Source organism: Arthrobacter sp. TJ-217, from assembly GCF_058269255.1.
The window spans coordinates 396,128-422,675 of the sequence record NZ_JBZCNJ010000003.1 but is presented as its reverse complement, the minus strand read 5'-3'; the positions used below and the strand labels follow the sequence as shown (position 1 = coordinate 422,675).

Annotated in this window: 28 protein-coding genes and 1 other RNA gene; 13 read left to right on the top strand and 16 right to left on the bottom strand. The window is 66.2% G+C overall.

Going from position 1 to position 26,548, the window contains the following annotated elements; all coding sequences use genetic code 11:
• Nucleotides 1–5: 5 nt before the first annotated feature.
• Nucleotides 6–662, bottom strand: coding sequence for an HNH endonuclease family protein (locus AC4D2R_RS07820; RefSeq protein WP_490899738.1), 657 nt, complete (start codon nt 660–662; stop codon nt 6–8).
• Nucleotides 663–874: 212 nt separating this feature from the next.
• On the bottom strand, nt 875–1,135 hold the full coding sequence (locus AC4D2R_RS07815; RefSeq protein ID WP_490939001.1) for a hypothetical protein: 261 nt from the start codon (nt 1,133–1,135) through the stop codon (nt 875–877).
• Between the two features lie 215 nt (nt 1,136–1,350).
• Here AC4D2R_RS07815 and AC4D2R_RS07810 point away from each other — a divergent pair, with 215 nt between their 5' ends.
• Entirely contained in the window at nt 1,351–1,809 is a 459-nt protein-coding gene (locus AC4D2R_RS07810) for a hypothetical protein (RefSeq protein ID WP_490938999.1), read from the top strand.
• 335 nt (nt 1,810–2,144) lie between these two features.
• Complete coding sequence (gene ftsW, locus AC4D2R_RS07805) at nt 2,145–3,368, top strand: putative lipid II flippase FtsW (RefSeq protein ID WP_490938997.1); 1,224 nt, start codon at nt 2,145–2,147, stop codon at nt 3,366–3,368.
• 15 nt (nt 3,369–3,383) lie between these two features.
• On the opposite strand, the gene AC4D2R_RS07800 is transcribed toward ftsW, so the two are convergent.
• The 3 genes from AC4D2R_RS07800 to AC4D2R_RS07790 form a co-directional block, all read right to left on the bottom strand.
• On the bottom strand, nt 3,384–4,244 hold the full coding sequence (locus tag AC4D2R_RS07800) for an HNH endonuclease (RefSeq protein ID WP_490938995.1): 861 nt from the start codon (nt 4,242–4,244) through the stop codon (nt 3,384–3,386).
• Nucleotides 4,245–4,322: 78 nt separating this feature from the next.
• The gene (locus AC4D2R_RS07795) at nt 4,323–5,708 is read right to left on the bottom strand and encodes a CoA transferase (RefSeq protein WP_490938993.1); all 1,386 of its coding nucleotides are present in this window, start codon (nt 5,706–5,708) and stop codon (nt 4,323–4,325) included.
• Nucleotides 5,705–6,712, bottom strand: coding sequence for a GlxA family transcriptional regulator (locus AC4D2R_RS07790; protein ID WP_490938991.1), 1,008 nt, complete (start codon nt 6,710–6,712; stop codon nt 5,705–5,707). Before AC4D2R_RS07790 ends, AC4D2R_RS07795 begins: the two co-directional genes overlap by 4 nt.
• Nucleotides 6,713–6,793: 81 nt before the next feature.
• On the opposite strand from AC4D2R_RS07790, the gene AC4D2R_RS07785 reads away from it, so the two are divergent.
• Together AC4D2R_RS07785 and AC4D2R_RS07780 are read left to right on the top strand one after the other, a co-directional pair.
• The gene (locus AC4D2R_RS07785) at nt 6,794–6,973 is read left to right on the top strand and encodes a hypothetical protein (protein ID WP_490938989.1); all 180 of its coding nucleotides are present in this window, start codon (nt 6,794–6,796) and stop codon (nt 6,971–6,973) included.
• A gap of 42 nt (nt 6,974–7,015) precedes the next feature.
• Nucleotides 7,016–7,207 (top strand): hypothetical protein, encoded by a 192-nt coding sequence (locus tag AC4D2R_RS07780; protein ID WP_490938987.1) that lies wholly within the window; start codon nt 7,016–7,018, stop codon nt 7,205–7,207.
• Between the two features lie 465 nt (nt 7,208–7,672).
• Here AC4D2R_RS07780 and AC4D2R_RS07775 read toward each other — a convergent pair whose 3' ends face one another.
• From AC4D2R_RS07775 to AC4D2R_RS07765, 3 genes are all read right to left on the bottom strand, one after another.
• Complete coding sequence (locus AC4D2R_RS07775; protein ID WP_490938985.1) at nt 7,673–9,778, bottom strand: Rv1352/Rv1906c domain-containing protein; 2,106 nt, start codon at nt 9,776–9,778, stop codon at nt 7,673–7,675.
• A gap of 262 nt (nt 9,779–10,040) precedes the next feature.
• Nucleotides 10,041–10,661 carry a hypothetical protein gene (locus AC4D2R_RS07770; protein ID WP_490938983.1) on the bottom strand — a complete coding sequence of 207 codons (621 nt, stop codon included), beginning with the start codon at nt 10,659–10,661 and terminating at the stop codon, nt 10,041–10,043.
• Nucleotides 10,662–11,056: 395 nt separating this feature from the next.
• A complete protein-coding gene (locus AC4D2R_RS07765) occupies nt 11,057–11,680 on the bottom strand; it encodes a hypothetical protein (RefSeq protein ID WP_490938981.1) in 624 nt (207 codons plus the stop codon).
• Nucleotides 11,681–11,934: 254 nt separating this feature from the next.
• On the opposite strand from AC4D2R_RS07765, the gene prfB reads away from it, so the two are divergent.
• The 9 genes from prfB (at nt 11,935) to AC4D2R_RS07720 (ending at nt 20,006) form a co-directional block, all read left to right on the top strand.
• The gene (prfB, locus tag AC4D2R_RS07760; RefSeq protein WP_490899750.1) at nt 11,935–13,050 is read left to right on the top strand and encodes a peptide chain release factor 2; all 1,116 of its coding nucleotides are present in this window, start codon (nt 11,935–11,937) and stop codon (nt 13,048–13,050) included.
• Nucleotides 13,051–13,314: 264 nt separating this feature from the next.
• Nucleotides 13,315–14,019 carry a cell division ATP-binding protein FtsE gene (gene ftsE, locus AC4D2R_RS07755; protein ID WP_490899751.1) on the top strand — a complete coding sequence of 235 codons (705 nt, stop codon included), beginning with the start codon at nt 13,315–13,317 and terminating at the stop codon, nt 14,017–14,019.
• A complete protein-coding gene (gene ftsX / locus AC4D2R_RS07750) occupies nt 14,016–14,930 on the top strand; it encodes a permease-like cell division protein FtsX (protein WP_490899752.1) in 915 nt (304 codons plus the stop codon). The genes ftsE and ftsX overlap by 4 nt, the downstream gene beginning before the upstream one ends.
• A gap of 32 nt (nt 14,931–14,962) precedes the next feature.
• Nucleotides 14,963–16,465 carry a peptidoglycan DD-metalloendopeptidase family protein gene (locus tag AC4D2R_RS07745; RefSeq protein WP_490899753.1) on the top strand — a complete coding sequence of 501 codons (1,503 nt, stop codon included), beginning with the start codon at nt 14,963–14,965 and terminating at the stop codon, nt 16,463–16,465.
• A gap of 69 nt (nt 16,466–16,534) precedes the next feature.
• Nucleotides 16,535–17,008, top strand: a complete 474-nt coding sequence (smpB, locus tag AC4D2R_RS07740) for an SsrA-binding protein SmpB (RefSeq protein ID WP_490899754.1) — start codon at nt 16,535–16,537, stop codon at nt 17,006–17,008.
• A gap of 3 nt (nt 17,009–17,011) precedes the next feature.
• Complete coding sequence (locus AC4D2R_RS07735; protein ID WP_490938979.1) at nt 17,012–17,383, top strand: hypothetical protein; 372 nt, start codon at nt 17,012–17,014, stop codon at nt 17,381–17,383.
• 96 nt (nt 17,384–17,479) lie between these two features.
• Nucleotides 17,480–17,847: a transfer-messenger RNA gene (gene ssrA, locus AC4D2R_RS07730) on the top strand.
• 154 nt (nt 17,848–18,001) lie between these two features.
• Nucleotides 18,002–18,226, top strand: coding sequence for a hypothetical protein (locus AC4D2R_RS07725; RefSeq protein ID WP_490938977.1), 225 nt, complete (start codon nt 18,002–18,004; stop codon nt 18,224–18,226).
• 76 nt (nt 18,227–18,302) lie between these two features.
• The gene (locus AC4D2R_RS07720; RefSeq protein WP_490938975.1) at nt 18,303–20,006 is read left to right on the top strand and encodes an alpha-glucosidase; all 1,704 of its coding nucleotides are present in this window, start codon (nt 18,303–18,305) and stop codon (nt 20,004–20,006) included.
• 9 nt (nt 20,007–20,015) lie between these two features.
• Here AC4D2R_RS07720 and AC4D2R_RS07715 read toward each other — a convergent pair whose 3' ends face one another.
• The 8 genes from AC4D2R_RS07715 to AC4D2R_RS07680 form a co-directional block, all read right to left on the bottom strand.
• Nucleotides 20,016–21,116, bottom strand: coding sequence for a carboxylate-amine ligase (locus tag AC4D2R_RS07715; protein ID WP_490938973.1), 1,101 nt, complete (start codon nt 21,114–21,116; stop codon nt 20,016–20,018).
• Between the two features lie 103 nt (nt 21,117–21,219).
• Nucleotides 21,220–21,957: a metal-dependent transcriptional regulator gene (locus AC4D2R_RS07710; RefSeq protein ID WP_490899759.1), complete on the bottom strand. Its 738-nt coding sequence runs from the start codon at nt 21,955–21,957 to the stop codon at nt 21,220–21,222.
• Nucleotides 21,958–21,959: 2 nt separating this feature from the next.
• Entirely contained in the window at nt 21,960–22,859 is a 900-nt protein-coding gene (locus AC4D2R_RS07705) for a metal ABC transporter permease (protein ID WP_490899760.1), read from the bottom strand.
• 1 nt (nt 22,860) lies between these two features.
• On the bottom strand, nt 22,861–23,619 hold the full coding sequence (locus tag AC4D2R_RS07700) for a metal ABC transporter ATP-binding protein (protein WP_490938971.1): 759 nt from the start codon (nt 23,617–23,619) through the stop codon (nt 22,861–22,863).
• On the bottom strand, nt 23,616–24,524 hold the full coding sequence (locus AC4D2R_RS07695) for a metal ABC transporter substrate-binding protein (protein WP_490938969.1): 909 nt from the start codon (nt 24,522–24,524) through the stop codon (nt 23,616–23,618). The genes AC4D2R_RS07700 and AC4D2R_RS07695 overlap by 4 nt, the downstream gene beginning before the upstream one ends.
• Nucleotides 24,525–24,594: 70 nt before the next feature.
• Entirely contained in the window at nt 24,595–25,353 is a 759-nt protein-coding gene (locus tag AC4D2R_RS07690; protein ID WP_490938967.1) for a class I SAM-dependent methyltransferase, read from the bottom strand.
• Between the two features lie 32 nt (nt 25,354–25,385).
• Nucleotides 25,386–26,195, bottom strand: coding sequence for a histidinol-phosphatase (gene hisN, locus AC4D2R_RS07685; protein ID WP_490899764.1), 810 nt, complete (start codon nt 26,193–26,195; stop codon nt 25,386–25,388).
• A gap of 144 nt (nt 26,196–26,339) precedes the next feature.
• Nucleotides 26,340–26,543: a cold-shock protein gene (locus AC4D2R_RS07680; RefSeq protein ID WP_026532371.1), complete on the bottom strand. Its 204-nt coding sequence runs from the start codon at nt 26,541–26,543 to the stop codon at nt 26,340–26,342.
• Nucleotides 26,544–26,548: the final 5 nt, after the last annotated feature.

The following is a 26,548-nucleotide window of genomic DNA, read 5'->3' as shown; positions in this document are numbered from 1 at the left end:
CATTTCTACGCGCGCGTGACTTTCAGGGTGACATTGGCGCAGGCGTCGGCCCAACGAACCAGTGCCGCCTTTTCATTGGGATCAACCTTGAGGCCCCACCGGATCTTCACCGCAACCCACTGGGCCACGTAGGAGCAGCGGTTGCTCGGCGGCAGCCACTGTTCCGGCCCGGACGCCTGCTTTGACGAGTTGAGCGCGCTGGTCTGGGCGTTAAGCGACCTGCCATCGCCCATGTCGTTGTAGAACGCGACCCGCCGCGCCTGAGTCCAGTAACGGGCGCCGGATCCCCACGCTTCGTGCACGGGAACCATGTGGTCGATCTGCACCGTCGTGGCGGAGGTGTGCGTCCTGTTGTCAAAGGTGGTCACCCACCGGCCCTTGGCGACAGTGCAGCGCCTCGTGCTCGTGTAGGTGGTTGCGACCTTGCTCTCCTGAATCAGTACCTCGGCGCGCGTGTTCTGGCAGTCGCCGTTCGTGTCTTTCCACTGTCCGAAGTACCGGTCGCGGTCGTAGCCGGTGTTGTTTTCCGAAGCGACCGGCAGGGCGCGGGCGGCACTTCGGAGGTATCCGGTGTAGGTGGTCCCGGCCTCGGCGGGAACGCCGATTCCGGTGAGAAGGAGGCCTGCAGTGAGCGCGGCAATAATGCCGGTTTTCTTGATCATTTTTTCCCCAGAGTGAAACTACAAATGCGAAAGATAGGGCGTGAGACGCGCCCGTGCATCAACAGTCCCACGAAGGAAGGGAAATCTTTGATCGATAATCCGCAGGGTTTGCGCAGTTTTTGCCTAATGCGCGGCGTGCTTCAAAAGCCGCTCGCGTAAACACCGTGGCCGAGGGCGCGGGTGAGTGCCGCTCGGAACCGGCGGGTACCAGGCTAGGGCTGGGGCCCCGGCCTTCCCGGCCCTTCCTTGTTCTCCGACAACCATTGACGTGCCCATTTGACGACGACGTACACGATCACGCAGTTCACGATCACGCGCACGAAGGTCAGGTCTGTACTGAAGGCGCCGACCACCACCACGCCAAGCAGGACGACGACGAAGGACTTCCGGATGAGCGCAAGCTGCCCTGGGCCGAGAGGATGTGGCCACGGATGAAAATCGCTCTGCTGCGGATCATCGGCGTTATGTTTCACAGCTCGCTCCTCACAGCGTCGAAGCCGATATGGCTATGGTGCGCCGTGAGGGAAGAGCGGGTCAATTCCGATCGAGGCGGTCCCCGTGGCTGGGAAACCGGCCCGCGGGAGGATCCGCATGGACTCGGTTAGGGGGAGCCGGCGCGCACCGCGGACGGCGCTTGGCCTTGCGGCAGACAGGTAGGCTGGCCCGACATACGACTGTTGGGGACAGCATGAAACTCAGGCCCGCATTGGCTCTTGCTCTTGGCACCGCGATGCTCGCCGGCGCATGCACCACTGAGGCAGTGCCGATGGGTTTTGCCCGGTTCCAAGAGGAGCAGACCGAGACCGACCGGCTCCCGGAACAGGATCTTCCCCCGGGGGCACCCATCGACCCGCTCAGCACGCGCCTGCTGGTCGACCGAAACGGCGACAGGTACTACCTCGCGCACCTGCAGGAAAACCCGGAGCGTTCGGTGTGCCTCATCATGTACAACGAGGACGGACAGTCGGTGGCCGGTTGCGGCGGCGACGGTCCCGCTCCAGAGTACGTGCTCGGTGTCGACGGCTTCGGTGTACAGGCCCGTCTGGTCGAGGATGACGCCGACCTCGCGGCGAGCGTTGCCGAGGGATGGAAGGTCGCCCACCCGAACCTGCTGGTGCGCGCCGCTCCCGGCGTCCAGCCGTCCTAAGCCAACAGTCCCAGACCGACCGTCCTAATCCTGCGTCCGGCGTATCCTCGCGCGGCTTTGCCAAGCCAGCGCGGACGTGCCCGGCCCACCGAGGTGGGGAGTGATCCGCACGTCGGCGCCGCCTAAGCCCCGTAGCGTCCACGTGGGTGGGGGCGAAAACCCAAGTAGTTCTGCGCGTAAGTCAGGTACCGAGCAGGTGCGTGCCCACCACTGAAGCGCCTGCGGCCTGACGTACCGTCGCCGTGTTGGTTCATGCCACCCGGAAACGCGGGCTTTTTCCGCAGGGCGTCTGCGCCGACGCGACCGGAGTAGTCAACCCGAGGTGGCAGGACGCTATGACAGCAGTCAGACCAGCAGTTGCGGGCGTGCCGCGCCGCAGCATCGTGGCTCCGCATCTCTCACGGCTCGTCCAATTCCTCAGTTCGACAGGGCCCGGCTCCCACCACAACGCCCGGAACCTGCTGATTGCGACAACGATGTCGCTTGCGGCCATCGGCTTGATGATGGTGCTTTCCGCATCGGTCTTCGAGCTGGCATCCCGCGGCAGCTCGCCCTACGACACCCTGCGCAGGCAGAGCATCTGGATCGGGATCGGTCTTGTTGCCTTGCTGATCTTCGCAAGGACGCCTTTCGAGCGCTTCAAGAAGCTTTCGCGGCTGATGCTGATTGGATCGTTCGCACTCGCACTGCTGGTCTTCACCCCGCTGGGCGTGGAAGTTAACGGCAACCGGAACTGGATTGCCATCGGCTCCTTCACGGTGCAGCCATCGGAGTTCCTCAAACTCAGCCTGATCCTCTGGGCTGCCGCGGCCCTGACGAATCCCGCCCGACCCCTGCGCGGCTGGAAGCACCTGATCACCCCGGTCCTCCCCGTCGCACTTGCCGCCTTGGGCCTGGTGATCGCAGGAAAGGACCTCGGCACCGGCATGATCCTGGCGCTGGTCATCGCGGCCCTGTACTTCTTTGCCGGGGCAAGCCTGAAGGTGTTCATCATCGGCCTCGCCGCCGTCGTACCGGCCGCCTATGTTGCCGTCACTTCCAGCACCAACCGCATGGACCGCATCTCCGTCTGGCTTGACCCCGCCGGAGACGGATCCGCCGAGGGGCTCGGCTACCAGGGAGCTCAGGCCGTCTATGCGCTGGCGGGCGGCGGCATGTTCGGGATGGGCCTCGGCCAGGGCCGCCAGAAGGTCCACTGGATCCCCGAGGCCCACAGCGACTTCATCTTCGCGGTGCTTGGGGAGGAACTCGGGTTCGCCGGTGCCGTGCTGGTGCTCTTCCTGTTCGGCACGCTGGCCTTCTCGATCTACCGGATATCAAGCCTCTCCAAGGATCCCTTCGCCATCTGCGTCTGCGGTGCGGCAATCGCCTGGATCATGGGCCAGACACTGCTCAATATTGCGGTCGTGACAGGTCTGGTCCCGGTCGTGGGGATCCCGCTGCCCTTCCTCTCCTACGGCGGCTCCTCAATGATCGCGCTGCTGGCCATGATCGGAGTCCTGATCTCGTGCTCCCGGCAGGCGGAAAAAGCCGCCGCGCTTGAAACATCAGGCGGTTAGGCGGCGCGCCGGCGGTCAGGGGCCCAGAAGCCGTGCGGCGTCGGCCTGGGATCTGAGCTGCTGTTTGCTCAGCGCGGTGCCGGGAAGGAACCCGGAGTCCGACATCATGCGGCGCAGTTCGGCCGGCGTATACGGAACCGGCGAGCCCAGGTGGGCCATTGAATGGCAGTTGGGGCACAGGGGCACGAGGTCCTGGACCGGGTCCAGCTCATACCCCGGACCCAGCTCTGACGCCGGAACGAGGTGGTGCACGTGCAGGTACCCGTGCCCGGCCGGCCCGTACACCGCCTCGAAGTCCATTGCGCATACTGCGCACGAGGTGCCGAAATGGGCTAGGCACACCCGCCGGGCGTCGGGGTCGCGCTCATACCGGTTGGCCATCACCCGCGTCAGGGCGTCGGCCGGATAGGTTCCCGGGGGCGGCAGGATCGGGTCGAGGTCGCCCGGAATGTGCTCGGCCCACAGGGTCCTGATGCTCCTCTCGACCGATTCTGGAATCCGCCGTGCCGAACCCACCGTGCTCCATCCGGCTCCGGGCGCGCGCTCAAGCAGGGTCGACGTCGGAATCTGGTCACCGCGGGGGAGCAGGGCGTCGAAGTCGACGTTCACCGACAGGCCCGGATCATCAGGACCGGCGGCCCGGCCCTCCTCGAAAGGCGCGGATGCGACGACGCCGTGGCCGATCAGCCCGCGCTCCCTCGGACTGTGCCCTTGGATCAGCAGCCAGGCGTCGGCACCGACCGGCACGTCAACGCCGCGGCCGAGATTCCACCGGGACCGGAAGACCCCGGTGGCCCTAACCACGTCGATCGCGGAGGGGTAGTTGGGGTGCCAGTCCCACAACGAGGGGTTCCAGCCAAGCAGCACTGCGGTCATTCACTCAGTCTCCCACCTCGGCGCCGACAGGCGTGGGCGAACGAGTGAACCGGCTGATTTTCCTGCCGGGAGGCAACCTCAGCTGAGCCATTGCGGCTGGTCCCCGCCCCAGGGCCTGGGGTCGGAGGGCCACCCTCGTGGTCCGTCGTCGTACCCGAGCGCGGGAAGCGCAACCGTGAGGCGGCCGTTCATGCTAGCCGCGAGGGTCGGCGGGCGGGGCGGCAGGGGAGCGGGGGTTGGACGCTCATCGCGCAGCAGTCCCGCGGCGAGGCCGGCAAGGGACGCCTCAAGCAGCCACGACCCGCCGTCGTCCTGCTGGCGCCGCAGCGTGGACAGGACGGCGGCGGCCAGCAGGTACCCGGCGGCATGATCAAGCGCCTGGGCCGGCAGGGCGCCGGGGCGGACGCCGTCGGGGGACTCCCGCATGGCGATGCCTGTCGCCGCCTGCACGATGCTGTCGAACCCGCGGCGGTGTGCCCACGGCCCTGTGGTTCCCCAGGCGCTCAACCGCCCGACGATCAGGCCGGGGTTGTCCGCCGCAAGGCTATCCGGTGCCAGGCCGAGACGGTCCAGCGAGCCGGGCCGGTAGCCGGTGATGACGACGTGCGCCTCCTCAAGGAGTCCGCGGAACGTCCGGTTGTCGGCTCCGTGTGAAAGGTCAAGGAGGGCACTGCGCTTCCCGATGCCGGTGTCGAGGTGTTGAACCGGCATTTCGGGAAGCGCCGGGCTGTCGATGCGCAGGACGTCGGCGCCCAGCAGGGCGAGGGTGCGGGCGGCCACCGGTCCGGCGATCACGCGGGTCAGATCGAGCACCCGCAGCCCGCGCAGTGGTGCCGCGGGCGAAGCGGCCCCCGAACCGGTGAAACGTACGGTTCCGGGGCCGAGCAGGGTCTTGACCAGGGGCGATCCCTCCGGGTCGCCGCCCCAGTCGCTGAGGCCCTCACTGGGCGTGCGGACGGCGACCGCGATTCCGCCCGCTGCGTAGACGCTTTCCTCGAGCTCACGCGCCGGGGCCGAGCGGACCCGGGCAGCGAACTGGTCGGGACCGGTCTCGGAAGGCAGTGCCAGAGCGGCCAGCAACCGGTCCCGGTGGTGGGGGTAGTTGGCGTGGGTCCTGATCCAGCCGTCTTCGGCCTCCCAGAACCCGGACAGCGGGGCCCAAAGGTCGGGGCTTTGGCCATCGATGCGGAGGTGCCGTTCGCTGGTGAAGGCCGTTGCGATCCGGGTTCCATCGAGGCGCACCAGTCGGGGACGACCGTCACTGCTCGGGGTGAGCCGGTCGGCCCATAGAGCCGCGGCAAGCGAGGCTGCCGCCACCGACTCCCGGGCAAGAAGCGCAACCGGGAGGTTCGAGGCGAGGGCGGGTTCTCCGCCCGGGACCACCCGCTGGAGGGCCTCGGGCGTTTCGTCGAGGGCCGACCAGGTTAGCCCGAGCAGGGATGACGGGGAGGGGCCGGTGCTCATGCCGGTTCGTCGGCAAGCTCGGACATCTCGGACCGGGTGCAGCAGGTCTCGGCTGGCCCGTGGAAGGTTCGCCGGTACGCGGCCGGGCTGACTCCCACCGCCCTGTGGAAGTGCTGGCGCAGAAGCACCGACTGGCCGAAGCCGCTCTCGCGGGCGATCGAGTCGATGCTGAGGTGCGTGTCCTCGAGGAGCAGCTGCGCGCGCTGCACCCGGCGGGACGTGAGCCACGCAGCCGGGGTTGCGCCGGTGACCGCCCGGAAGCGCCGTGCGAAGGTGCGCTCCGACATGTGAACCTTGCTGGCGAGATCCGGCACCGAGAATTCCTGATTGAGGTGTCCGTCAAGCCACGCGAGGAGCTGTTCGATCGGGTCTTCGCTTTGAACGGGAATGGGGTGCTCGATGTACTGCGCCTGTCCGCCGTCGCGGTGCGGAGGAACAACCATGCCCCGTGCGATGGCGGCCGCGGCCTTTGCCCCGAATTCCCTGCGAATCAGGTAGAGGCTTGCATCGATTCCAGACGCGGTGCCGGCGCTCGTCAGGATGTTGCCGTCCTCAACATAGAGCACGTTTTCATCGACGCGGACGTTTGGGTACTGGCTGGCGAGCTCCTGGGAGTGTGCCCAGTGCGTGGTTGCCCTCCGCCCATCGAGCAGCCCCGCCTCGGCAAGGGCGAACGCTCCGGAGCACACGGAGAAGATGCGCGCCCCGCGGCGGTCCGCGCTCTGCAGGGCATCAATGACGGAGGTGGGCAACGGGTCTGAGGAGTGGGTAGGGAGCGTGATCACCAGATCGGCATCCCTGGTGGCCGTTAAATCGCCCTGAACCTCTATGGAGAACCCGGTGTCGGTCTTCACCATGCCAGGGATGGGTGTGCATAACCGGAGATCGAACTTCGGCAGGCCGACGCCAAGGCCGGAGCGGTCAATGCCAAAGACCTCGCAGACCACACCGAACTCGAAGGGAGCGACTCCGGGAAGGACGATGACAGCAACAGATGTGAGCACAACCACATTATGGCAGAAATCAGATGCAATGTGGCGTTTCTGCCACTATTTGTTCTCCTCCCCAAGTTTCAGAATTGATGCATGGACTTCCTCATTGTTCTCGCAGTACTTGGCGTACTTGTGGTCGCGCTCTCCGGAAGGGGAGTCCTGCGGCTGGTCCACTCCGACGGAAAAGAGGTGGGGCTTCCGCCCGCTTCGCATCTTTCGTGGAGCGCCGGGACGTTACCGAGCATTCCGTTCGGCAACACTCCCTCGATCTGAATTCCGGTGCTCTCCGCCACCCCATCCCGAATAGGAGAACGAATGTCTTTGCTGATCGTCCTCACGGTGACCCTCGCCGTCTTCGCCCGGGTGGGGTGGGAAGCACAACCCGCCCGTGAGAGGCTGCCGTTCACCCAGTGGAGGGTTGCCGACCTCCTCGCCAATGCCCACAGGGGACTCGAGCTCTGCTCGAAAGCCCCGCTCATGTCCGACCGGCTCAAAGCCGAGCCCTGAGGGGAAGCCGCTAATCGAGGCGGACCTATCCGCCTCGTGTTGGTGCCTTCTATCCACCAAAGACGCAGGAGCAACACCCATGCTGAACCAACCACCCGAATACTTCCTCAGCCTGCACAATGCCGAGATGGCTTCCTACCTTGAGACCGCCGAGCGCCGCCGGAACGTCGAACGCCGTCGGGCGGGCAACCCCGACCCGCTCCAGCCCCGCCACTCCCTCTTCCCACGCCCGGACTTTCGGATCCGTCTGGACTCCTTCAGCCGCCCGGGCTTGATGAGGATTCCGGGCCGGTTCAGGCGGCCGGCTTGGGCAAGGCGGTTGAGGGCCGCCGCGCTCGCAGGGCCGGCACAGCCGTTGCCCTGTGAGAGCTGCCCCTGAGTATCGACCGTTTGCCGCTCATGGCGGGTGCACAACAAAGGCCGGGCTCTCCCTTCCTTCTGGGAGTGCCCGGCCTTCGTTGTGTCTTACTTCCGGGTCAGCGTGCCGCAGCCGGCGACCGTGAAACCTTTTACATCGGACGAGATTGTCACGATCGTCCTTTGGGACCCGAAATGGTTGTCGAGCAGCTGATCGAAATCTTCCGTGAACCCCGAAAGGGTTGCCCAGTAGCAGTCATTCCCTGTGCCAGACCCGTAGTAGGTCCCCGGCAGGATGTCGATGCCCACCCGGTAGGTGCCGTCGGCCGTGATGCTCGTCGCCCGCGCCCCCGCCGTGGTGACCGTTGTCCACTTGCCGCAGCCGGAGGTCGTAAAGCCCGCGTCGGTGGGAAGGATCTGCACGTAGGTCCGGGCCGATCCAAAGTAGTTTGCGTTGATGTCCTCAAAGCCGCCGCCGAAACCGTTGAGCCGCTCCCAGTAGCAGGATGCTCCGGTGCCGGTGGCCTTGTAGAGTCCTGGCTTCAGCGCGGTTCCAACCTCGTAAGTTCCATCACCGCCGAGCACCACAACCGGAACCGCGGGCACGGTGACGGCGGCGCTGAGGGCCGAGCGCGTCTCGTAGTAGTTCCGCTTGGCGTAGACGCGTGCGGTGATCTGCTTTCCGCCGTCGGCGGAGGTCAGCTTGTAGGAGCGGCTCGTCGCGCCGGAGATCGCGGTGCCGTTGCGGTACCACTGGTAGGCGTAGCTGGACGGCGTCTGGCTGTAGGTGCCGAGGCTTGTGGTGAGCGTGTAGCCGACCTTCGGCGTTCCGCTGATCCGCGGTGCTGAAGTCACGGCGAAAATGGCCTCGCCGACGGTCTTGCGCACGGTGGTGGTTGAGCGTGTGGTGTAGCCAGGCTTGGAAACCGTGACTTTGACTGACACCGTCTGGCCGACATACCAGGAGTTGAGCAACAGGGATGATCCCGTTGCGCCAGGTACCGCAACACCGGCGCGGTACCACTGATATTTGATGGCGGCTGGTGCGGGGGACCAGCCCTGGGATACCCTCAGCGTCTGGCCGTATCGGTGCGTGCCGCTGACGGCGACCGACGAGGTGGCGGTGATGATTCCCGGTGCGATCGTGCGCGCGCCGGAGTACTTGGAGACGGTGGTGTAGCCGGCCTTGGCCCCGCGTACGCCTACCTTGATCGCTTTCCCGTTGTCAGCAGCTGTGGGTGTATAGGTCCGCCCGACTGCCCCGGCGATTGGTGTTGTGCCGCGGTACCACTGGTAGGTCAGCGTGGTGCCCACCGGCCAGGTACCGGGGGTGGCGGTCTGGGTCTGCCCGACGCGGGCCGTGCCCGTGATGGTGGGCACCGGAGCCGTGAGGACCCCGGGTGCGACGGTCACCTGGATCGAGGCGGCGACGTCGGGCGCATATCCCGGTGCGTTGAGGGTGGCTTGCGCCCAGACCTTCTGCCCGACGTCGGCAGCCACCGGAGTGTAGGTACGGGAGGTGGCCCCAATGATGGGGGAGGCACCGCGGTACCACTGGTAGGTCTTGGTGGGCTCGATCTGGTAGCTGTCTGTCCAGGTGGGTTCGTAGACACTCAACTGCTGGCCGACCATCGGCTTGCCGTTGACGGTGTTGGTCCACCCCACTCCGTCGATGACCCCGATGCCTACCTTAAGCGGTGCTGTCGTAACCGGTTCACCGCTCGGCCACGGGTGGACCGACAGAACGAGGTTCTTGCCCCCGGCGCCTCCGGGTATCCAGAACTGGAATGTCTCGCCAGGCCGAGCGCTGGCTCCGTGGACCACTTCGCCGTCGGCTATCCACTGCAGCCAAAGGAGCCCGGAGTCAACGCCTGTCCACTCACCGGTGAACACGGTGACCGGCCTGTCCACCACTGCAGTGCCTGTGACTGCGGGCGGAGTCACGTTCACCGGATTGCCGGGTTCCTCGATGGGCTCGGTGGTTTCGGTGGGTGCCGATTCGCTGGGAACCGGCACGGGCGTGGTTTCATCGACCGGCGGAAGGGTTTCTCCGGCTGTCACTGTCGGAGTGGGTTCAGGCGAGACCGGTGCCTGGCCGTAGGCGGCAGGGCCGGTGATAAGCCCCGCGAGCAGGACCGCCACCCCGGCAAGGGTGGTCCCCTTGAGCAGGCGGTCCAGTGGAGTCCGAGTGCGGACGTTTTCATGCAGAGACAATGACGTCTCCTCCCCAGATAGCGAGTGACCGGCTCATCCGGTCGGCATCACTGTAAGGGGTGGCACCCCCGGCAACCGGCCACGACTGCGGCCCTTGAGGAAATCCTGCGCAAAACTTCAGCTTTCTCGGGGAGGGCACATTCCCGCGGGCAAGAACCGCCTCTTCCGCGCGACGTGGTCTCGGGCAACGGGCTTGAGAACCGCCACCGGCCGGCCGACCGCTTCCTGAGCCAGGTCGGCCGGCGTGCGGCGGACTGCAGGACTAGGCCCGTTCCGCCGCCTCATCGAGCATTTCACACACATCGCGGACGTTCATGGCGGTGTCCATGAGCACCTCCACCGAGGTTGGTGGGACGGCAGTCGGATCTCCTTGAAATTCGAGCTCAAGGGACAGCTTTCCGTGCTCGAAGTAGAAGAACTCCGGGAAACCATCTTCGGCCATTGCGGCGGCTTGAGCGGGACTTAGCGGATAGACGATTGAGGGACCCTTGAGCGATACGACAACGTTCCGCTGATCAGCCGAGACGCGCTCGGATGCCGCTCCGGAGATGTCCAGTTCGTCGATGAACGCACCGTCCGAGACCCGGGTCAGGTCAACGGTGAAATCGCCCCGGTACTTCACCATCGTTGATCCGTCCCGCTTCACCCGGGCCTTGTACCGAACCTCCCGCACGTCTCCGGTCGTCATGATGACGGTGGTGCCGCACGCCTGGACCTCGATAGGTTCGTAATACTCGTCGGGAACGGGCAGGTACCGGCCCCCGGTGTCCTCCGGAGGCCATGGGGCGGAGGCTTCCTCCGGGGCCGCGGCGGCGGACGCCGTCCCGGCGGTGAGAGACAGCGCGATGAGAAGCGGAAGGCACAGCTTGTTCGAGGATTTCATGATCAGGCTCCTGGCCGTGGCAGGAGTGCTGCTCGCGAGTCCTGCCCAAAGAATGCATTCGATGCCTGGAAGGCGACAAGACCGGTGGGGCGATGCTGCGAAGCGGCCGTGGAAGCGGCGCCTAACGCGTACAACCTAAGGCCGCCGCTGGGTGCTGTCAACGCGGTCTCATCGACCGGCGGCAGGGGTTTCCCGGCTGTCACAACCGGAGCGGACTCAGGCGAGACCGGTGACTGGGCGAAGGCGGCAGGGCCGGCGATAAGCCCCGCGAGCAGGACCGCCACCCCGGCAACCGGCCACGACCGCCGCCCGTTCCAGCGGGCAAGAACCGCCACCCGCCGGCCGACCGCTACGCTCCCTAAGTCGGGTCGGCCGGCGTGCGGCGGGCTGCAGGACTAGGCCCGTTCCGCCGCCTCATCGAGCATGTCGCATACATCGCGGACGTTCATGGCGGTGTTCATGAGCACCTCCACCGAGGTTGGTCCGACGGCGGTCGGATCTCCTTGAAATTCGAGCTCAAGGGACAGCTTTCCGTGCTCAAAGTAGAAGAACTCCGGGAAGCCTTCTTCGGCCAGCGCCGCGGCATCAGCGGGACTTATGGGATAGACGATTGAGGGACCCTTGAACGATTCGACAACGGTCCGCTGATCAGCCGAGATGCGCTGGGAGCCCCGCCCTGAGACGTCGAGTTCGTCGATGAACGCACCGTCCGAGGCCCGGGTCAGGTCAACGGTGGAGTCACCCCGGAATTTCACCACCGTAGATCCGTCCCGCTTCACCCGGGACTTGTACCGGACCTCCCGGACGTCTCCGGATGCGATGGTGACGGTGCTACCGCACGCCTGGACCTCGAAAGGCGCGTAGTAATCGTCGGGAACGGGCAGGTACCGGCCCCCGGTGTCTTCGGGAGGCCACGGGGCGGGGGCTTCCTCCTCCGGGGCCGCGGCGGCGGACGCCGTTCCGGCGGTGAGTGACAGCGTGATGAGAAGCGGAAGGCACAGCTTGTTTGAGGTTTTCATGATCAGGCTCCTGGCCGTGGCAGGAGTGCTGCTGTCGCGAGTCCTGCCCAAAGAATGCATTCGATGCCTGGAAGGCGACAAGACCGGTGGGCGATGCTGCGTTGCGGCTGTGGAAACGGCGCGTAACGGCTACAACCTAAAGCCGCCGTTGGTTGCTGTCAACGGGATTTCCCGGTCCTGCCCGCCCTGCCGGAACCACCTGGGCGGTCCGCTCCGGAGCCGCCGCGGCGCTGATGACGTAGGCTAGAACCACCATGGCAGCCACTGATTTTCCCGCAGAGATCCGCGCACTGCGCGCCAAGTACACGTCAATTGAGCAGGTGTCCGACGTCGACGGAATCCGTAAGGACATCGCCGAACTCAGCGAAGAAGCCGGCGCTCCCGACCTTTGGGACGACCCGGCGGCAGCGCAGAAGATCACCTCGAAGCTTTCGCACCGGCAGTCGGCCCTGGAGCGGCTCGAAACCCTCCAGTCACGCATTGACGACCTCGAGATCATGGTCGAACTCGGCCAGGCCGAGGACGACGAGGACACCCTCGCGGAGGCGGAGAAGGAACTGACCTCGCTGAGCAAGGCACTCGACCAGCTCGAGATCGTCACACTGCTTGCCGGTGAGTACGACGAGCGTGAGGCAGTGGTGAGCATCCGGTCGGGTGCCGGGGGAGTCGACGCCGCCGACTTCGCCGAGATGCTGCTGCGCATGTACCTGCGCTGGGCCGAGCGCCACGGGTACCCGACCCAGGTGCTCGACACCTCCTACGCCGAAGAAGCCGGACTCAAGTCGGCCACCTTTGAAGTCAAGGCGCCCTACGCGTTCGGCACGCTGTCTGTGGAGGCCGGAACCCACCGCCTGGTGCGCATCAGCCCGTTCGACAACCAGGGCCGCCGGCAGACCTCCTTCGCGGCGGTCGAGGTCATCCCGCTGATCGAACAGACAGACGTCATCGAGGTTCCCGACAACGACATCCGCGTCGATGTCTTCCGCTCCTCGGGCCCGGGCGGCCAGTCGGTCAACACCACCGACTCCGCGGTCCGCCTGACCCACCTCCCGACCGGGCTTGTGGTCTCGATGCAGAACGAGAAATCCCAGATCCAGAACCGGGCCGCCGCCATGCGGGTGCTTCAGTCGCGACTGCTGCTGCTGAAGAAGGAGCAGGAGGACGCTGAGAAGAAGGCGTTCGCCGGTGATGTGAAGGCCTCGTGGGGAGACCAGATGCGCTCCTACGTGCTCAACCCGTACCAGATGGTCAAGGACCTCCGGACGGAGCACGAGGTGGGCAACACCTCGGCCGTTTTCGACGGCGAGATCGACGATTTCATCGACGCGGGCATCCGCTGGCGCACCAACAACCGCAACGCCGACCAGTAGCGGCGCACCACTTTATTTTTGCGCCAATTCCGGGGCGACGGACGGCCCCGGCGGCCCTATATTAAGGTGCATGGAGCCTACCTCTCTGGTGAAATCCAGTCCTGCGCGGTATCCTCCGAGTAACATCCTTCACATCTTTCACACCCGACACAACGTCGGTGCATCATCGAAAGGCGAACCGGCGCGTCGAGCGCCAGCGGGCAGGAACCATATTCAGCGGGCATCGCCCGGGAACCTGCCGGCTGGACTCGGCGCGGACTAGTCATGATCACATTTGAAAACGTCACCAAGGTGTACGACCAGAAGTCGCGCCCGGCGCTGGACTCCGTCTCCCTTGAGGTGGACCGCGGCGAGTTCGTCTTTCTGGTGGGCGCCTCCGGCTCCGGGAAGTCGACGTTCATCCGTCTCGTGCTCAAGGAGGACGCCGCCTCGCGCGGCGCCGTCTACGTGGCGGGACAGAACGTCGCCAACATTCCGAGCTGGCGGGTACCGCGGCTCCGCCGCGGCATCGGCGTCGTGTTCCAGGACTTCCGGCTGCTCCCCAACAAGACGGTTTTCGCAAATGTCGCGTTCGCCATGCAGGTCATCGGGCGCAGCCGGGCCGTGATCCGGGAGACCGTCCCCGAGGTCCTCAAGACGGTCGGACTCGAGGGCAAGGACAACCGCCTACCCCACGAGCTCTCCGGCGGCGAGCAGCAGCGCGTGGCAATCGCCCGCGCCATCGTGAACCGCCCCGGGATCCTGCTGGCGGACGAGCCCACCGGCAACCTCGACCCGACCACGTCGATGGGCATCATGCGCGTGCTCGACCGCATCAACCAGAACGGCACTACCGTAGTAATGGCAACGCACGACGACGACATTGTGAACACCATGCGCAAGCGCGTGGTCGAGCTGCGCAACGGAGCGGTTGTCCGCGACGACGCCCAGGGCATCTACATCGGTGAAACCGGAGTGGCCGCCGAATGAGGCTTGCATTCATCCTCTCCGAGATCGGTTCAGGCCTGCGCCGGAACCTCTCGATGGTCATCTCCGTCATCCTCGTCACCTTCATCTCGCTGACGTTCGTCGGCGCGGCCGGGCTCCTCCAGCTGCAGATCAACCAGATGAAGGGGTACTGGTACGACCGCGTGCAGGTCGCCGTGTTCCTGTGCGTCGAGAACTCGACCTCGCCCAGCTGCGCCGCCGGCCCGGTCACCGAAGAGCAGCGGGAGTCCATCCGCGGCATGCTCGAGTCGGAAGCGTTCAGCCCCTACGTGGCGTCGGTGGAGTACGAGTCGCAGAAGGATGCGCTCGGCCACTTCAAGGACCAGTTCGCCAACTCTCCGATCGTCGACTCGGTCACCGCCGACCAGTTGCCCGAATCGTTCCGCGTGAACCTCGTCGATCCGGAAAAGTACGAGGTCATCAATGAGGCGTTCTCCTCCACGCCCGGCGTCGACGTCGTCAGTGACCAGCGTGAACTGCTCGAGAAGGTCTTCTCGGTGATGAACCGGGCCTCGCTGGCCGCCCTGGTGGTGGCCGGCGTGATGACGGTGTGCGCCATCCTCCTGATCGCGACGACGATCCGGCTTTCGGCGTTCAGCCGTCGACGCGAGACCGGCATCATGCGGCTTGTCGGAGCGTCGAAGGCCGTCATCCAGCTTCCCTTCATCCTCGAGGGAGTGATCGCCGCCGTCGTGGGCGCGTTGCTCGCGTCGGCGGCGCTCTGGGGAGTTTCCCGTTTCCTGATCGGCGGATGGCTCGCCCGCGAATACCCGGAGACGGCTTTTATCTCAACCCAGCAGGTTCTCCTGCTGGTCCCGGCGCTCATTCTGCTGGGTGCACTACTGGCAGGCATCTCATCCCTGCTTACCCTGCGACGTTACGTGAAGGTTTAACAGCTATGCTCAGTGAAAATGGGGGACGTTTCATGAATCTTCGGTCGGCACATCCGGGCAGGCGCCCGTTCATCCTTCGGACGGCCGCAGGGACATCGATTGCCCTGGCCGCGGCACTCGCCCTTGGCTTCAGCAGCCCGGTTTTCGCTGACGACCTCGAAGACAAAAAGTCGGCCCTCGAGTCCGAAATCTCCGAGGTCCAGCAGTCGATCGAATACCTCGACGAAGACATCACCGAGACCATCGCCCAGCTGAAGGTGTACCAGGGCCAGCTCCCCGGCGCCCAGCAGGCACTGGCCGACGCTCAGGGCCGCGTTGAGTCCGCGACGAACGAGGTCAACGCACTGGGCATGCGCGTCCAGCTCGCCCAGGAGACAAAGTCCAAGATCACTGAGCAGCTGACCAAGGACAAGGCGGAGATGGAGGAGACCCGCAAGGTCATCGGCCAGATCGCCACCCAGGCCTACAAGAACGGCGGGGTTCCCTCCGACGTCTCGCTGATGCTCGGCGCCGAGGGCGCGGAGAGCCTCACCAACTCCATGGACATGGTCGACCAGGCACTGCGCAGCCAGAATGCCGCGATGGACCGCCTTTCCCAGCAGAACGCCACCAACGCCAACAGCCAGGCCCGGCTGGCGGCCGTCGAAGCCGAAATCTCGGACCTCAAGGCCAAGGCCGAGGCAGCCCTCGCCGCGGAACAGTCGGCGCGCGACGCCGCGGCCGCCCAAAAAGCCAAGGTCGACACGCTCATCGCAGACACGTCGAGCCTCTCGGCGAAGCTGCAGAAGCAAAAACCGGTGATCGAGGCAAAACTGGCGAGCGTGGAAAAGGCCCACCAGAAGGTCACCAACGACATCGCCGAGCGCCAGCGGCGCCTCATCGAAGAGGCACGTAAGGCGGAGGAGGCCCGTCTGCGGGCCGAAGCCGAGGAGCGGGCGCGGGTCGAAACCGAACGCCGCGCAGCCGAGGCAGCCGCAGCGGCCCAGGCCGAAAACGAGCGGCGCGCAGCCGAGGCAGCAGCAGCGAACCGCCCGGCGCCGGCCCCCGTCGCCCCCGCGCCGGTTGCGCCAGTCCGCCCGGTGACCCCCGAGGCCCCGCCGGCGTCGAACCCCAGCGCGTTCGGGCTCCGCCCGCCGGTCAGCGGCCCGATCAGCTCCGGTTTCGGCTGGCGCCCGACGCCGGTGGGAAGCATCGACTTCAACGGCTCCGGCGGCTACACGCACACCGGAATCGACTACGGTGTGGGCTGCGGAACCGCGCTCTACGCCCCGGCCTCGGGCGAGGTCTGGTACGCCGACTCGAACGCCCTCCAGGGTGCCGGCAACCGCATCGTTCTGAACCACGGCGTGGTGGGCGGCAACGCGCTTGCCACGAACTTCTACCACCTGAGCAGCTTCAATGTTTACCCGGGCCAGCGTGTGAGCGCCGGCCAGCTGATCGGCTACACGGGAACCACCGGTAACTCGACGGGGTGCCACCTCCACTTCGAGACGGTCCTCAATGGAAGCCTCGTGAATCCGATGGGGCTGCTCTAGTCGTAGAATAGGACGCGTTGTCCTCCGGCGGACCGCCCGGTCCGCCCCGCGCCGATCAAGGAGTTTGCCGTGCCTAAGGAAAGTGGCCGGAAGGTAGTGGCCACCAATCGAAAGGCCCGGCACGACTACGAGGTCCTCGATACCTACGAGGCGGGCATCGCCCTGATGGGCACCGAGGTCAAGTCCCTGCGGGCCGGCAGGGCCTCGCTGGTGGACGGCTACGCCATCTTCTACAACGACGAGCTGTGGCTCGAAGGCATCCATATCCCCGAATACACGCAGGGAAGCTGGACGAACCACGCCGCGCGCCGCCGCCGGAAACTGCTCCTGCACCGCGACGAACTGACGAAGATCTCGCAGAAGATCCGGGAGTCCGGCTTCACCCTCGTCCCGCTGCAGCTTTACTTCCTCAACGGACGCGCAAAGGTCGAGATCGCCGTCGCCCGGGGCAAGCGAGACTACGACAAGCGGCAGACCCTCCGCGAAAAGCAGGACAACCGCGAGGCGCTCCGCGCGATGCGCGAAAAGAACCTGGGCGCCTGAGCCATGAGCAATGTCTTCTGGGAAGCCCAGGACACGAGTGACGACGTCGAGGAATCCGAACTGCGCTTCCGGCGGCCCTGGTGGGTCACCGCCGGCGCCGTCGTTGACCTGCTGCTGCTGTTCGCGATCATCCCCGTGGGAATCCTTTCCCTCATCCCGTTCTTCTTCCTTGTGTACGTTTACCTCGCGCAGGCCCTGGTGTGGATCTCGCCAGTGCTGCTGCTGCTGAACGCCGCGATTTTCTGGTGGAGCTTCCGCCGCAAGCAGGCGGCGACCACGGCGCTGGCGGCACTGGGCATCGCCTTCGTCACCGTTTCCTTCGTTGTGGTCCTGCTCTGGCAGGCCCAGATCGTCATCCTCGGAATCCGGTTCTGATCCCTGCCCGGGCAGGGAATCACTGCTGCGGCGCATGCGTTACACTGAACGTCTGGGGAAACCGCACGGTGGATCCGGAGCTTGATAACTACATACGGGGATGACAGGTTTCGACGATGTTAGTCGCGACAGGGGAAGCGGGCCGAGGATACAGGGTTATCTCGTAAACGCTCTCTGTAAAACAATAAGTGCCGAATCTAAGCGCACTGACTTCGCTCTCGCTGCCTAAGCAGCGTAGCTAGTCCGTCAGACCGGGTTTGCTCTCGCCCCGGATCCTGGCGTCATTTAGAGGGCCACTGCTCCTGGTTTTTGTTGTAGGAACCAGGGGGACTCTTATACAACTGAGCTCGGCAGCCACTTGTTTGCACGATGGCTGGAGCTGAGAAAAACCGACGCAAACTGCGCCCGGAGAAGCCCTGACTACACTGCATCGGACGCGGGTTCAATTCCCGCCATCTCCACACTCCCGGCAGGGAAGCGTTTTCGGACGCTTCCCTGCCGTTTTTTGCGCGCGACCCGCCACCCCGCCGGACGTACCAGCGTTCGGCGGTCTGGCAAGGACCGGTCCGCGCCTGCCCTGCGGCCCGGTGCGGTGCCCGGCAACACTAGACTTGCGCCATGAGCTGGACTGACCGGCCGCCGCCGTGGCTGCCGCCGCTTCCCCCACCCAACCGGGGCAAGGTGCTGCTCGTCTTCGGGTGGCTGCTCGTCGGTGGGACGTTCATTTACATCTTCGTCATGAGCTACGTCGGCGGCACGCACACCCTGCTGACGCTTGTGCCGCTGCTTGTGGGGCTGGTGTGCATGATCGTTGGGATGCTTCGGCGCAACGAAGGGCGCTGACGCGTCTTCCGCGGCGAAGCGGGTGCCCCGTGGCATAGTCGAGGGGTCGCGTCCGCCCAAAGGAAGGCCCTTTTCCGTGAGCCCCACGTCTCCAGCATCGCCGCCCTGGTGGACCGGCGCCGTCGTCTACCAGATCTATCCGCGCAGCTTTGCCGACACGAACGGGGACGGCATCGGAGACCTGCCCGGGATCATCACCCGCCTCGACTACCTCGCGGACCTTGGCGTTGACGTGGTGTGGCTCTCGCCGATCTATGCCTCACCGCAGAAGGACAACGGCTACGACATCAGCGGCTACCAGGACATCGATCCGGTGTTCGGAACGCTCGATGACTTCGACCGGCTCGTTGAAGGCCTCCATGCCCGCGGCATGAAACTGGTCATGGACCTGGTGGTGAACCACACCTCCAACGAGCATCCCTGGTTCGTTGAGTCGGCGTCCTCGCCCGATAACCCGAAACGCGACTGGTACTGGTGGCGGGACCCCCGCGAGGGGTTCACGGCGGGGGAGCGCGGAGCAGAACCGACCAACTGGCGCTCGTTCTTCAGCGGACCGGTCTGGACGCTGGATGAGAAAACCGGGCAGTACTACCTCCACCTCTTCGCGCCCGAGCAGCCTGACCTGAACTGGGAGAACGCCGAGGTGCGCCAGGCGGTCTATTCGATGATGCGCTGGTGGCTGGACCGGGGCGTCGATGGGTTCCGCATGGACGTTGTCAACTTCCTCTCGAAGGACCCGGCGCTGCCCGACGGCGTTGTGCCTCCCGGCCAGCTCTGGGCCGACGGCGCCCCGTACTACGTGTCGGGGCCGCGGATCCACGAATTCCTCGCCGAAATGGGGCGTGAGGTGTTCGACGGCAGGGACGGCGACCTGATCACTGCGGGGGAGATGCCCGGAGTCACGATCGACGAGGCTCGACGCTTCACCGACCCCGGGCGCCGGGAAGTGGACATGGTCTTCCAGTTCGAACACGTGAGCCTCGACCAGGGCCCGGGCGGCAAGTGGGACTACCGCGGCCTCGACCTCCGGGACCTGAAGACCTCGTGGAACCGGTGGCAGAAGGGTCTCGCGGACACCGGGTGGAACAGCCTGTACCTCAACAACCACGACCAGCCGCGCTCGGTCTCGCGGTTCGGCGACGACACCGCGTACCGCTACGAATCCGCAACCCTGTGGGCGGCGCTGCTGCACCTGCACCGCGGCACGCCGTACATCTACCAGGGGGAGGAACTCGGCATGACGAACGTTCCGTTCACCTCGATCGAGGACTTCCACGACGTCGAATCGTGCAACTGGTACGCCGAAGCGACATCTGAACTGGGCCTGGAGCCCGCGGACGTGCTCGAGGGCCTGCGGCGGATGAGCAGGGACAACGCCCGCACCCCCGTCCAGTGGTCGGGTGCCGCGCATGCCGGGTTCACCGCGGGGACGCCGTGGATGGCGGTCAACCCGAATTACACGGCCATCAACGCCGAGCAGGACAGGTCCTCCGACCGCTCCGTCTTCCGTTTCTACAAGCGGCTGATCGCGTTGCGCCACGACAGCGAGGTGGTGCGGCTGGGCCGCTTCGAGCTCGAGCACCCCGACGACCAGGTGCTCTACGCCTTCACCCGGAGCCTCGACGGCACGACGCTGCGGATCCTCGGCAATGTCTCGGGAACCGAGCTTGCCCTGGACGAGAGCGATGGGCAGGGCCGTCTGCTGCTGGGCAATTACAACGACGCCGGAGCGCCAAGGACCCTGCGGCCCTGGGAGGTCCGGATCCTCGAGGTGCCGTGAGCGGGCCCGTCAGCGCTCGTGGGTGAGGGCCGCGGCGTAGAGGTCGATGAGTGCCGGCATGCCGCCCTCGCGCATGGCACGGCGCTGGCGTTCGGCACCGGTGCCCTGCTGCCAGACCGACTCAAGCCCGGCGCTCACCCACTCCGAGTCTCCCTCGGCGTCAAGGGCGGGCCCCACGTAGTCGAGCAGGGCTTCCATCTGGGCGCGCGCCGGCACCAGCTCCCCGGAGCGCAGGTCGACGGCGCTTGCCGCAAGCCCGTCCCGCGCCGCCTGCCACAGGGCCGCGTCGAGCAGTTCGGGGTCGGGGTTGAGGAACACCGTCCCCGCCACCGTATCCTGAAGGGCTGTGTTCACCAAGGCACGGACAAGGGCGCCGATCAGCACAGAATCCTGTGCTTCGAGCTGGACGTCGCCGGCCCGGACCTCAAGGGTGGGGTAGCGGTCGGACAGCCGTGCCATCCACGTCAGCACCCCGCGGTCGATGATGGCCCCCGTGCCGACGAGCCGGGAGATGCGCCTTTCGTAGTCCTCGGCGTCGGCGAACACCGGGGCGATGCCCTGCACCGGCCACCGCCGGTAGTGCACCAGCCGCCAGCTTGAGAAGCCGCTGTCCCGGTCCAGCCAGAACGGGGAGTTCGTGCTGAGCGCCGTGATGATGGGAAGCCACGGGCGGATGCGGTTGAGCGCCTGGACCCCCGTGTCCTTGTCGGGGACGCCAACATGCACGTGCAGGCCGTTGACGAACTGGTCCCCGACAATTCCCGGCGCGCTTGCCTTGAGCTCCCGGTAGCGCTGCTTGTCGGTGATGTCGGGGTAGGCCGGCTCGAAGCGCGGGGCCGTGGCCGTGGCGGCGGCGAGGATCCCCATGCTCCGCGCGGCCGTGTCGAGCTGGCGCCGGAAGTTGAGCAGCGACTCCTCGGCCTCGGTGAGGGTGTCGCACACGGGCGTTGCCGTTTCGATCTGGCAGCTGAGCAGTTCGCGCTGGATGTCGTCGGCCCGGATTTCGGGTACCTGCTCAAGCAGTTTCTGCACCTCCGTGGCCCTGGCTGAGGGAAGGCCCGAATCAGGCTCAAGCAGCAGGTACTCCTCTTCCAGGCCAAGTGTTGTCACGCGGCAGCTCCAATGTCGAAGGGACGTTCTTAGCCAAGTGTAAGGATGCTGACGTTCGCCGCCGAACGGAAGCCGGAAACCCTCACGGCTTGACCGGCGCCGCTCAGGCCGGGGAGGAGTCCAGGCTGCACCCGGGGTGGGGGTCGGCGGTTTCAACCCAGATCGACCCGGCGAGCAGGTCGCCGACCTCGAGCTCGACGCTGCCCGTTCCGTGTCCTGCCACAACAGTCAGCGCACCGCCGAAGGGCCGGCGTCCACGCACCTCCAGCGGGGTGTCGAGACCCACGGCGTTGGAGCTGAGGTAGCGAAGGACCGCCGGGTCCTCGTCGCTGATGCGCGCCACGCGGGCGCGGTGGCCGTCGTCGAGGGTTCCCAGCGGCACTGCGGCAGGCAGTTCCACCTCGCCCTCGGCCGTGGGGATCGGATCCCCGTGGGGATCGCGCCGCGGCCTGCCGAGCTTCTCATCGAGGCGCTCGATGAAGGCATCGGAGACCGTGTGCTCAAGCAGCTCCGCTTCGTCGTGCACCTCATCCCAGCGGTAGCCGAGCTCGTCCACCAGGAAGGTTTCAAGGAGGCGGTGGCGGCGCACCATCGCCAGGGCCAGCCGCCGGCCCTCGCCGGTGAGCGTGATCGGGCTGTACTTGCGGCGTTCGGCCAGGCCAAGGTCAACCAGTTTGGTCACCATTTCGGTCACCGAGGAATTGGCGACGGAGAGGCGCCCGGCAAGCTGCGATGCCGTGATCGGTTTGTCCTGCCACTCGGTAAACCCGTAGATCGTCTTGACGTAGTCCTGGACGCTGGCGGAGTCGGTGCTGAGTACTGTGCCCTTCTTCGGTCCCATCGTCAGATTGTTCCACCGGCAAGCGCGTCGGTGGTGGACCGGGAGCGCCTGCGGCTGTCGCGCGCGCGGAGCTGCTGCCACAGCACGCCGTTGGGCCGGGAGAACAGGTAGACAGCGGTGAAGACGAGGGACTGCGCCAGGACAACCGCCGCCCCCGTTGAAATGTCGAGGTAGTAGCTGGCGTAGATGCCCGCCAGCGAGGCGGCGACGGTGATGCACACCGCCAGGACGAGCATGCGTTCGAAGCTGCGGGTGAGCAGGAATGCCGTTGCCCCGGGGGTGATCAGCATGGCGATCACGAGGATGATGCCCACGGCCTGGAGGCCCACAACAACGCTGAGCGCTAGCAGCCCCAGCAGCAGCGCCGAAAGGAACCGCGTGTTGAGCCCGATCACGTGGGCGTGCGTCCGGTCGAAGGCCAGCAGCGTCAGGTCCCGGCGTTTGAAGAGCACGACGGCGAGGGTCAGCAGGCCCAGTCCCACCACCTGCACCAGTTCGCTGTCGGTGACCCCGAGCACGTTCCCGAACAGGATGTGCATGAGGTCGACCTGCGACGGCGTGCTCGAGATGATGGCGAGGCCCGCCGCGAACAGCGACGTGAACACCACGCCGATCACCGTGTCGGGCTTGAGCTTCGTCGTCGAACGGACCACCCCGATCAGGGCAACGGCGCCGGCCCCGAAGATGAAGGCGCCGATCGAAAACGGGAGGCCGACGAGGTACGCCAGGGCCACCCCGGGCAGCACGGCGTGGGAAACGGCGTCGCCCATCAGCGACCAGCCCATGAGGATCAGCCAGCAGGAAAGCACCGCCGAGACAACCGCTGCGGCGACGGTGACGATCAGGGCCCGGGTGAGGAACCCGTACTGGAGTGGCTCGGCAAGCCACGCGAGAAGATCCATATCAGTGCTCCAGGTCGAGTGAGGTGCGGCCGAAGGCCAGGGCGAGGTTGCTCTGCGTCAGGACCTCCGCGGGCTTGCCGAAGGCGAGGACCCGGTTGTGGAGCAGGAGCACGCTGTCGCACAGCTGCGGAATCCCCGCAAGGTCGTGGGTGGAGACCAGCACCGACCGTCCTTCGTCGCGCAGGTCCTTGAGCAGCGCCGTCATTGTGGCCTCGCTGCCCTTGTCGACCCCGGCGAAGGGTTCGTCAAGCAGCAGGAGCCGGGCGTCCTGGGCGATGCTCCGGGCAACGAAGGCGCGTTTGCGCTGGCCGCCGGAGAGTTCGCCGATCTGCCGTCGGCGGAGGTCTGCGAGGCCGACGCGTTCCAGGGCGGCGGTGACGGCGGCGTTGTCGGCGGGGGAGGGACGGCGGGCCGGCCCCATCCGCGCATACCTGCCCATTTCCACCACGTCGCCGACCGAGACCGGGAAGTCCCAGTCCACATCCTCGGCCTGGGGAACGTAGGCAACGGTGCCGCTGCGGCGGGCGTCGCGGTGTGAGCGGCCGTACAGCTCAATGCTGCCGGACTGGGGGTTGAGCAGGCCCATGAGCGCCTTGAACAGGGTCGATTTCCCGGAACCATTCACGCCCACCAGCCCGCAGATGCTCCCGCCCTCCACGGTGAGGTCAACCGAGTCGAGCGCGTGGACCTCGTTGTAGCTCACGGTCAGGCCGCGCACTTTCAGGGCGGGTGCGCCGGCGGCGGCAGCGTGCGAGCTCAAGAGGAGAGTCCTTCGGTGATCAGGCGGATGTCGTGGCGGAGCAGGTCGAGGAAGGTGGGCACCGGTCCCTCGGGCCCGGACAGGGAATCGACGTAGAGCGGGCCCTCAAGCCGGACGCCGGTTGCGGCGGCAACCTGCTCCTGGGCCGAGGGGTTGACTGTCGATTCGCAGAAGACGGCGGGAACGTTGGTTTCCTCGACGAAGCGGATGACCTCCCGGATCTGGCGCGGTGTTCCCTCGGCGTCGGCGTTCACCGGCCAAATGAAGGCTTCCTTCAGGCCGGCGTCGCGCGCCAGGTAGGAAAAGGCTCCTTCGCAGGTGACAAGGGCCGCCTCCGCGCTGCCGCTGAACTGCTTCCGGAGCCCCTCGAGCATCTCCTGGAGTTCGGCCTTGAGGCCGGAGCCGTTGCGCTCGAACTCGGCGGCATGTTCGGGGCTGAGGTCGCTGAGGGCCTCCACGGTGTTGTCGACATAGGTCTGGGCGGCGAGGGGGGACATCCACGCGTGGGGGTTCGCGAGCCCCCGGTAGTCGCCCGAGCGGATGTCGACGGGCTCGACGCCGTCGGAGAGCACCACGTGGGGGGCGTCGACGGAGAGGAGGAACCGCTCGAACCAGCGTTCGAGCCCAAGCCCGTTGTCGAGGATCAGATCCGCCTCCTGCGCCTCGACGAGGTCGGAGGGCGTTGGCTCGTACCCGTGGATCTCCGCCCCAACCTTCGTGATGGACTCCACCCTGACGTGGCCGCCGCCAACCGTTTCCGCAAGGTCCGCGAGCACCGTGAAGGTCGTGAGCACCACGGGCCGGTCGTCGGCGGTGCGCTCGAGGTCCGGCACTGCGGCCGGCGAGGCGCAGGAGCCCAGTGTCAGGGCGAGGCACACTCCCAGCACGGGCAGAAATTTCGGCATACCTAAATATAAGGCTTAGGGGTTCCTTACTCCAGTGCTGCGGCCCGGGTTGCCGCGGGTCACCGAGAGGTCAGCGGCTTGTCGCCCGCCAGGCATGGGTGGAGTACGGCAGGACGACGGCGGAACCCGGCGCGTACCCGAGGTGCTCGTGGAGATACCAGCGCAGGTTCGTCTCAACCCGTGCCCGGATGGTTTCGGAGGCCCGCTGGTAGTAGCTGCGCGACTTCGCCAACTCGATGACGTCCTCGGTCGGCAGCGTCTGGGTCCACGTGAGGACCTGTTCCTCGGGCCGGGTGAACCGGGGGCCGGTGTCGGGCCGGTAGCCGGGGGAGTAGACATCTCCGGCGTGCATGATCCGAGAGAGGCGGTGGACCCACGGCACTCCGACGTCGAGCTGGTTCCACACGATGCCAAGGGTTCCGCCAGGGACGAGGATGCGGGCGGCCTCGGCGGCTGCGGCCCCGTGGTCGAGCCAGTGCCACGCCTGCACGATTGTCACAAGGTCGACCGAGGCCGCGGGAAGGCCGGTGTGCTCGGCGGTGCCCTGCGCGGCCCGGGCCCCCGGCAGCCGGGACCCGAGGACGGCGAGCATTTCAACGGACGGGTCCACCGCCGTCACCGCCAGCCCGCGCTCGACGAGCAGGCGCGTGAAAATGCCGGTTCCGGCCCCGAGGTCCGCTGCGGCGGCGCTGCCGGCGGGGACCAGCCAGTTCGCGGTTTCGTCGGGATACGAAGGGCGCACCCTGTCGTACCGTTCACTGCCAGTCATGTAGCCCTGCGCCAGCTCGCGGCGCCGGGCGGCGTCCATCCGCGGCCCTCCACGCACCACGTGCGGGTTCTCCTTCGTGTTCGGATGCTCGGCTAGAGCAGGTCGTCGACTTCGGGATTGAGCATGCGCAGCACCTCGCTGTGCAGGGTGCCGTTGGTGGCCAGCGCGTTGCCGCCGAACGGTCCGTCGACGCCGTCGAGCGAGGTGAACCTGCCGCCGGCCTCGGTGACGATGGGCACGAGGGCGGCCATGTCGTAGAGGTTGAGTTCCGGCTCGCAGGCGATGTCGACGGCGCCTTCGGCCACGAGGCAGTACGACCAGAAGTCCCCGTAGGCCCGCGTGCGCCATACGCGTTCGGTGAGGTTGACGAACTCGGGCAGGGCCGAACGCTTCTTCCACCCGGAGAGGCTCGAGTAGGACAGCGAGGCATCCTGGAGCTTTGAAACGTTTGAGACGCGCAGGCGGGTCGCCGCGGCGAGGGACTTGCCCATGAACGCACCGGTTCCTGTTGCCGCCCACCATCTCTTGCCCAGGGCAGGTGCACTCACCACTCCAACGACGGGCCGGCCCTCGTCGACGAGCGCGATCAGCGTGGCCCAGACGGGCACGCCCCGAACGAAGTTCTTGGTCCCGTCGATGGGATCGATGATCCAGCGCCGCGAGCTGGCTCCCGTGTTGCCGAATTCCTCGCCCAGCACCGCGTCGCGGGGGCGGACCCTGGACAGCTGGCTCCGGATCGACTCCTCGGCGGCCTTGTCGGCGTCGGTGACGGGAGTGAGGTCGGGCTTGGTCTCGACGCGCAGATCAAGGGCCTTGAAACGCGACATCGTCTGGTCGTCGACGGAATCGGCCATGACGTGGGCAAGGCGCAGATCATCGTTGTAGCTCTGGACGAGATTCATACTCTTCAACCTATCGCCTCTGGGAGGGAACCAAAGGAAAGCGGAACGTTAACCGCCGAAGGCCACCGGCGGCGGAAGCCGCAGCGGTGACCTTCGGTTCAGCCGCGGAACGCAGCTGGAGGTTCACACCAGAAGTGGGAAACCTTAGAGAACGGTGATGTTCTCGGCCTGGGGACCCTTGGGGCCCTGAGTGGTCTCGAAGTTGACCTTCTGGTTCTCTTCGAGTGAACGGAAGCCGTTCGAGTTGATTGCCGAGAAGTGAGCGAACACGTCGGCGCCGCCGTCTTCGGGAGCGATGAATCCAAAGCCCTTTTCAGCGTTGAACCATTTCACAGTACCTGTAGCCATTTTGT

Coding starts and splice junctions, on each gene's coding strand:
- AC4D2R_RS07745 (WP_490899753.1), top strand. CDS start 14,963: ATGAATCTTCGGTCGGCACATCCGGGCAGGCGCCCGTTCATCCTTCGG.
- AC4D2R_RS07725 (WP_490938977.1), top strand. CDS start 18,002: ATGAGCTGGACTGACCGGCCGCCGCCGTGGCTGCCGCCGCTTCCCCCA.
- ftsX (WP_490899752.1), top strand. CDS start 14,016: ATGAGGCTTGCATTCATCCTCTCCGAGATCGGTTCAGGCCTGCGCCGG.
- AC4D2R_RS07785 (WP_490938989.1), top strand. CDS start 6,794: ATGGACTTCCTCATTGTTCTCGCAGTACTTGGCGTACTTGTGGTCGCG.
- AC4D2R_RS07820 (WP_490899738.1), bottom strand. CDS start 662: ATGATCAAGAAAACCGGCATTATTGCCGCGCTCACTGCAGGCCTCCTT.
- AC4D2R_RS07710 (WP_490899759.1), bottom strand. CDS start 21,957: ATGGGACCGAAGAAGGGCACAGTACTCAGCACCGACTCCGCCAGCGTC.
- hisN (WP_490899764.1), bottom strand. CDS start 26,195: ATGAATCTCGTCCAGAGCTACAACGATGATCTGCGCCTTGCCCACGTC.
- AC4D2R_RS07795 (WP_490938993.1), bottom strand. CDS start 5,708: ATGAGCACCGGCCCCTCCCCGTCATCCCTGCTCGGGCTAACCTGGTCG.
- AC4D2R_RS07765 (WP_490938981.1), bottom strand. CDS start 11,680: ATGAAAACCTCAAACAAGCTGTGCCTTCCGCTTCTCATCACGCTGTCA.
- AC4D2R_RS07800 (WP_490938995.1), bottom strand. CDS start 4,244: ATGACCGCAGTGCTGCTTGGCTGGAACCCCTCGTTGTGGGACTGGCAC.
- ftsE (WP_490899751.1), top strand. CDS start 13,315: ATGATCACATTTGAAAACGTCACCAAGGTGTACGACCAGAAGTCGCGC.
- AC4D2R_RS07780 (WP_490938987.1), top strand. CDS start 7,016: ATGTCTTTGCTGATCGTCCTCACGGTGACCCTCGCCGTCTTCGCCCGG.
- AC4D2R_RS07705 (WP_490899760.1), bottom strand. CDS start 22,859: ATGGATCTTCTCGCGTGGCTTGCCGAGCCACTCCAGTACGGGTTCCTC.
- prfB (WP_490899750.1), top strand. CDS start 11,935: ATGGCAGCCACTGATTTTCCCGCAGAGATCCGCGCACTGCGCGCCAAG.
- AC4D2R_RS07770 (WP_490938983.1), bottom strand. CDS start 10,661: ATGAAATCCTCGAACAAGCTGTGCCTTCCGCTTCTCATCGCGCTGTCT.
- AC4D2R_RS07695 (WP_490938969.1), bottom strand. CDS start 24,524: ATGCCGAAATTTCTGCCCGTGCTGGGAGTGTGCCTCGCCCTGACACTG.
- ftsW (WP_490938997.1), top strand. CDS start 2,145: ATGACAGCAGTCAGACCAGCAGTTGCGGGCGTGCCGCGCCGCAGCATC.
- AC4D2R_RS07680 (WP_026532371.1), bottom strand. CDS start 26,543: ATGGCTACAGGTACTGTGAAATGGTTCAACGCTGAAAAGGGCTTTGGA.
- AC4D2R_RS07810 (WP_490938999.1), top strand. CDS start 1,351: ATGAAACTCAGGCCCGCATTGGCTCTTGCTCTTGGCACCGCGATGCTC.
- AC4D2R_RS07735 (WP_490938979.1), top strand. CDS start 17,012: ATGAGCAATGTCTTCTGGGAAGCCCAGGACACGAGTGACGACGTCGAG.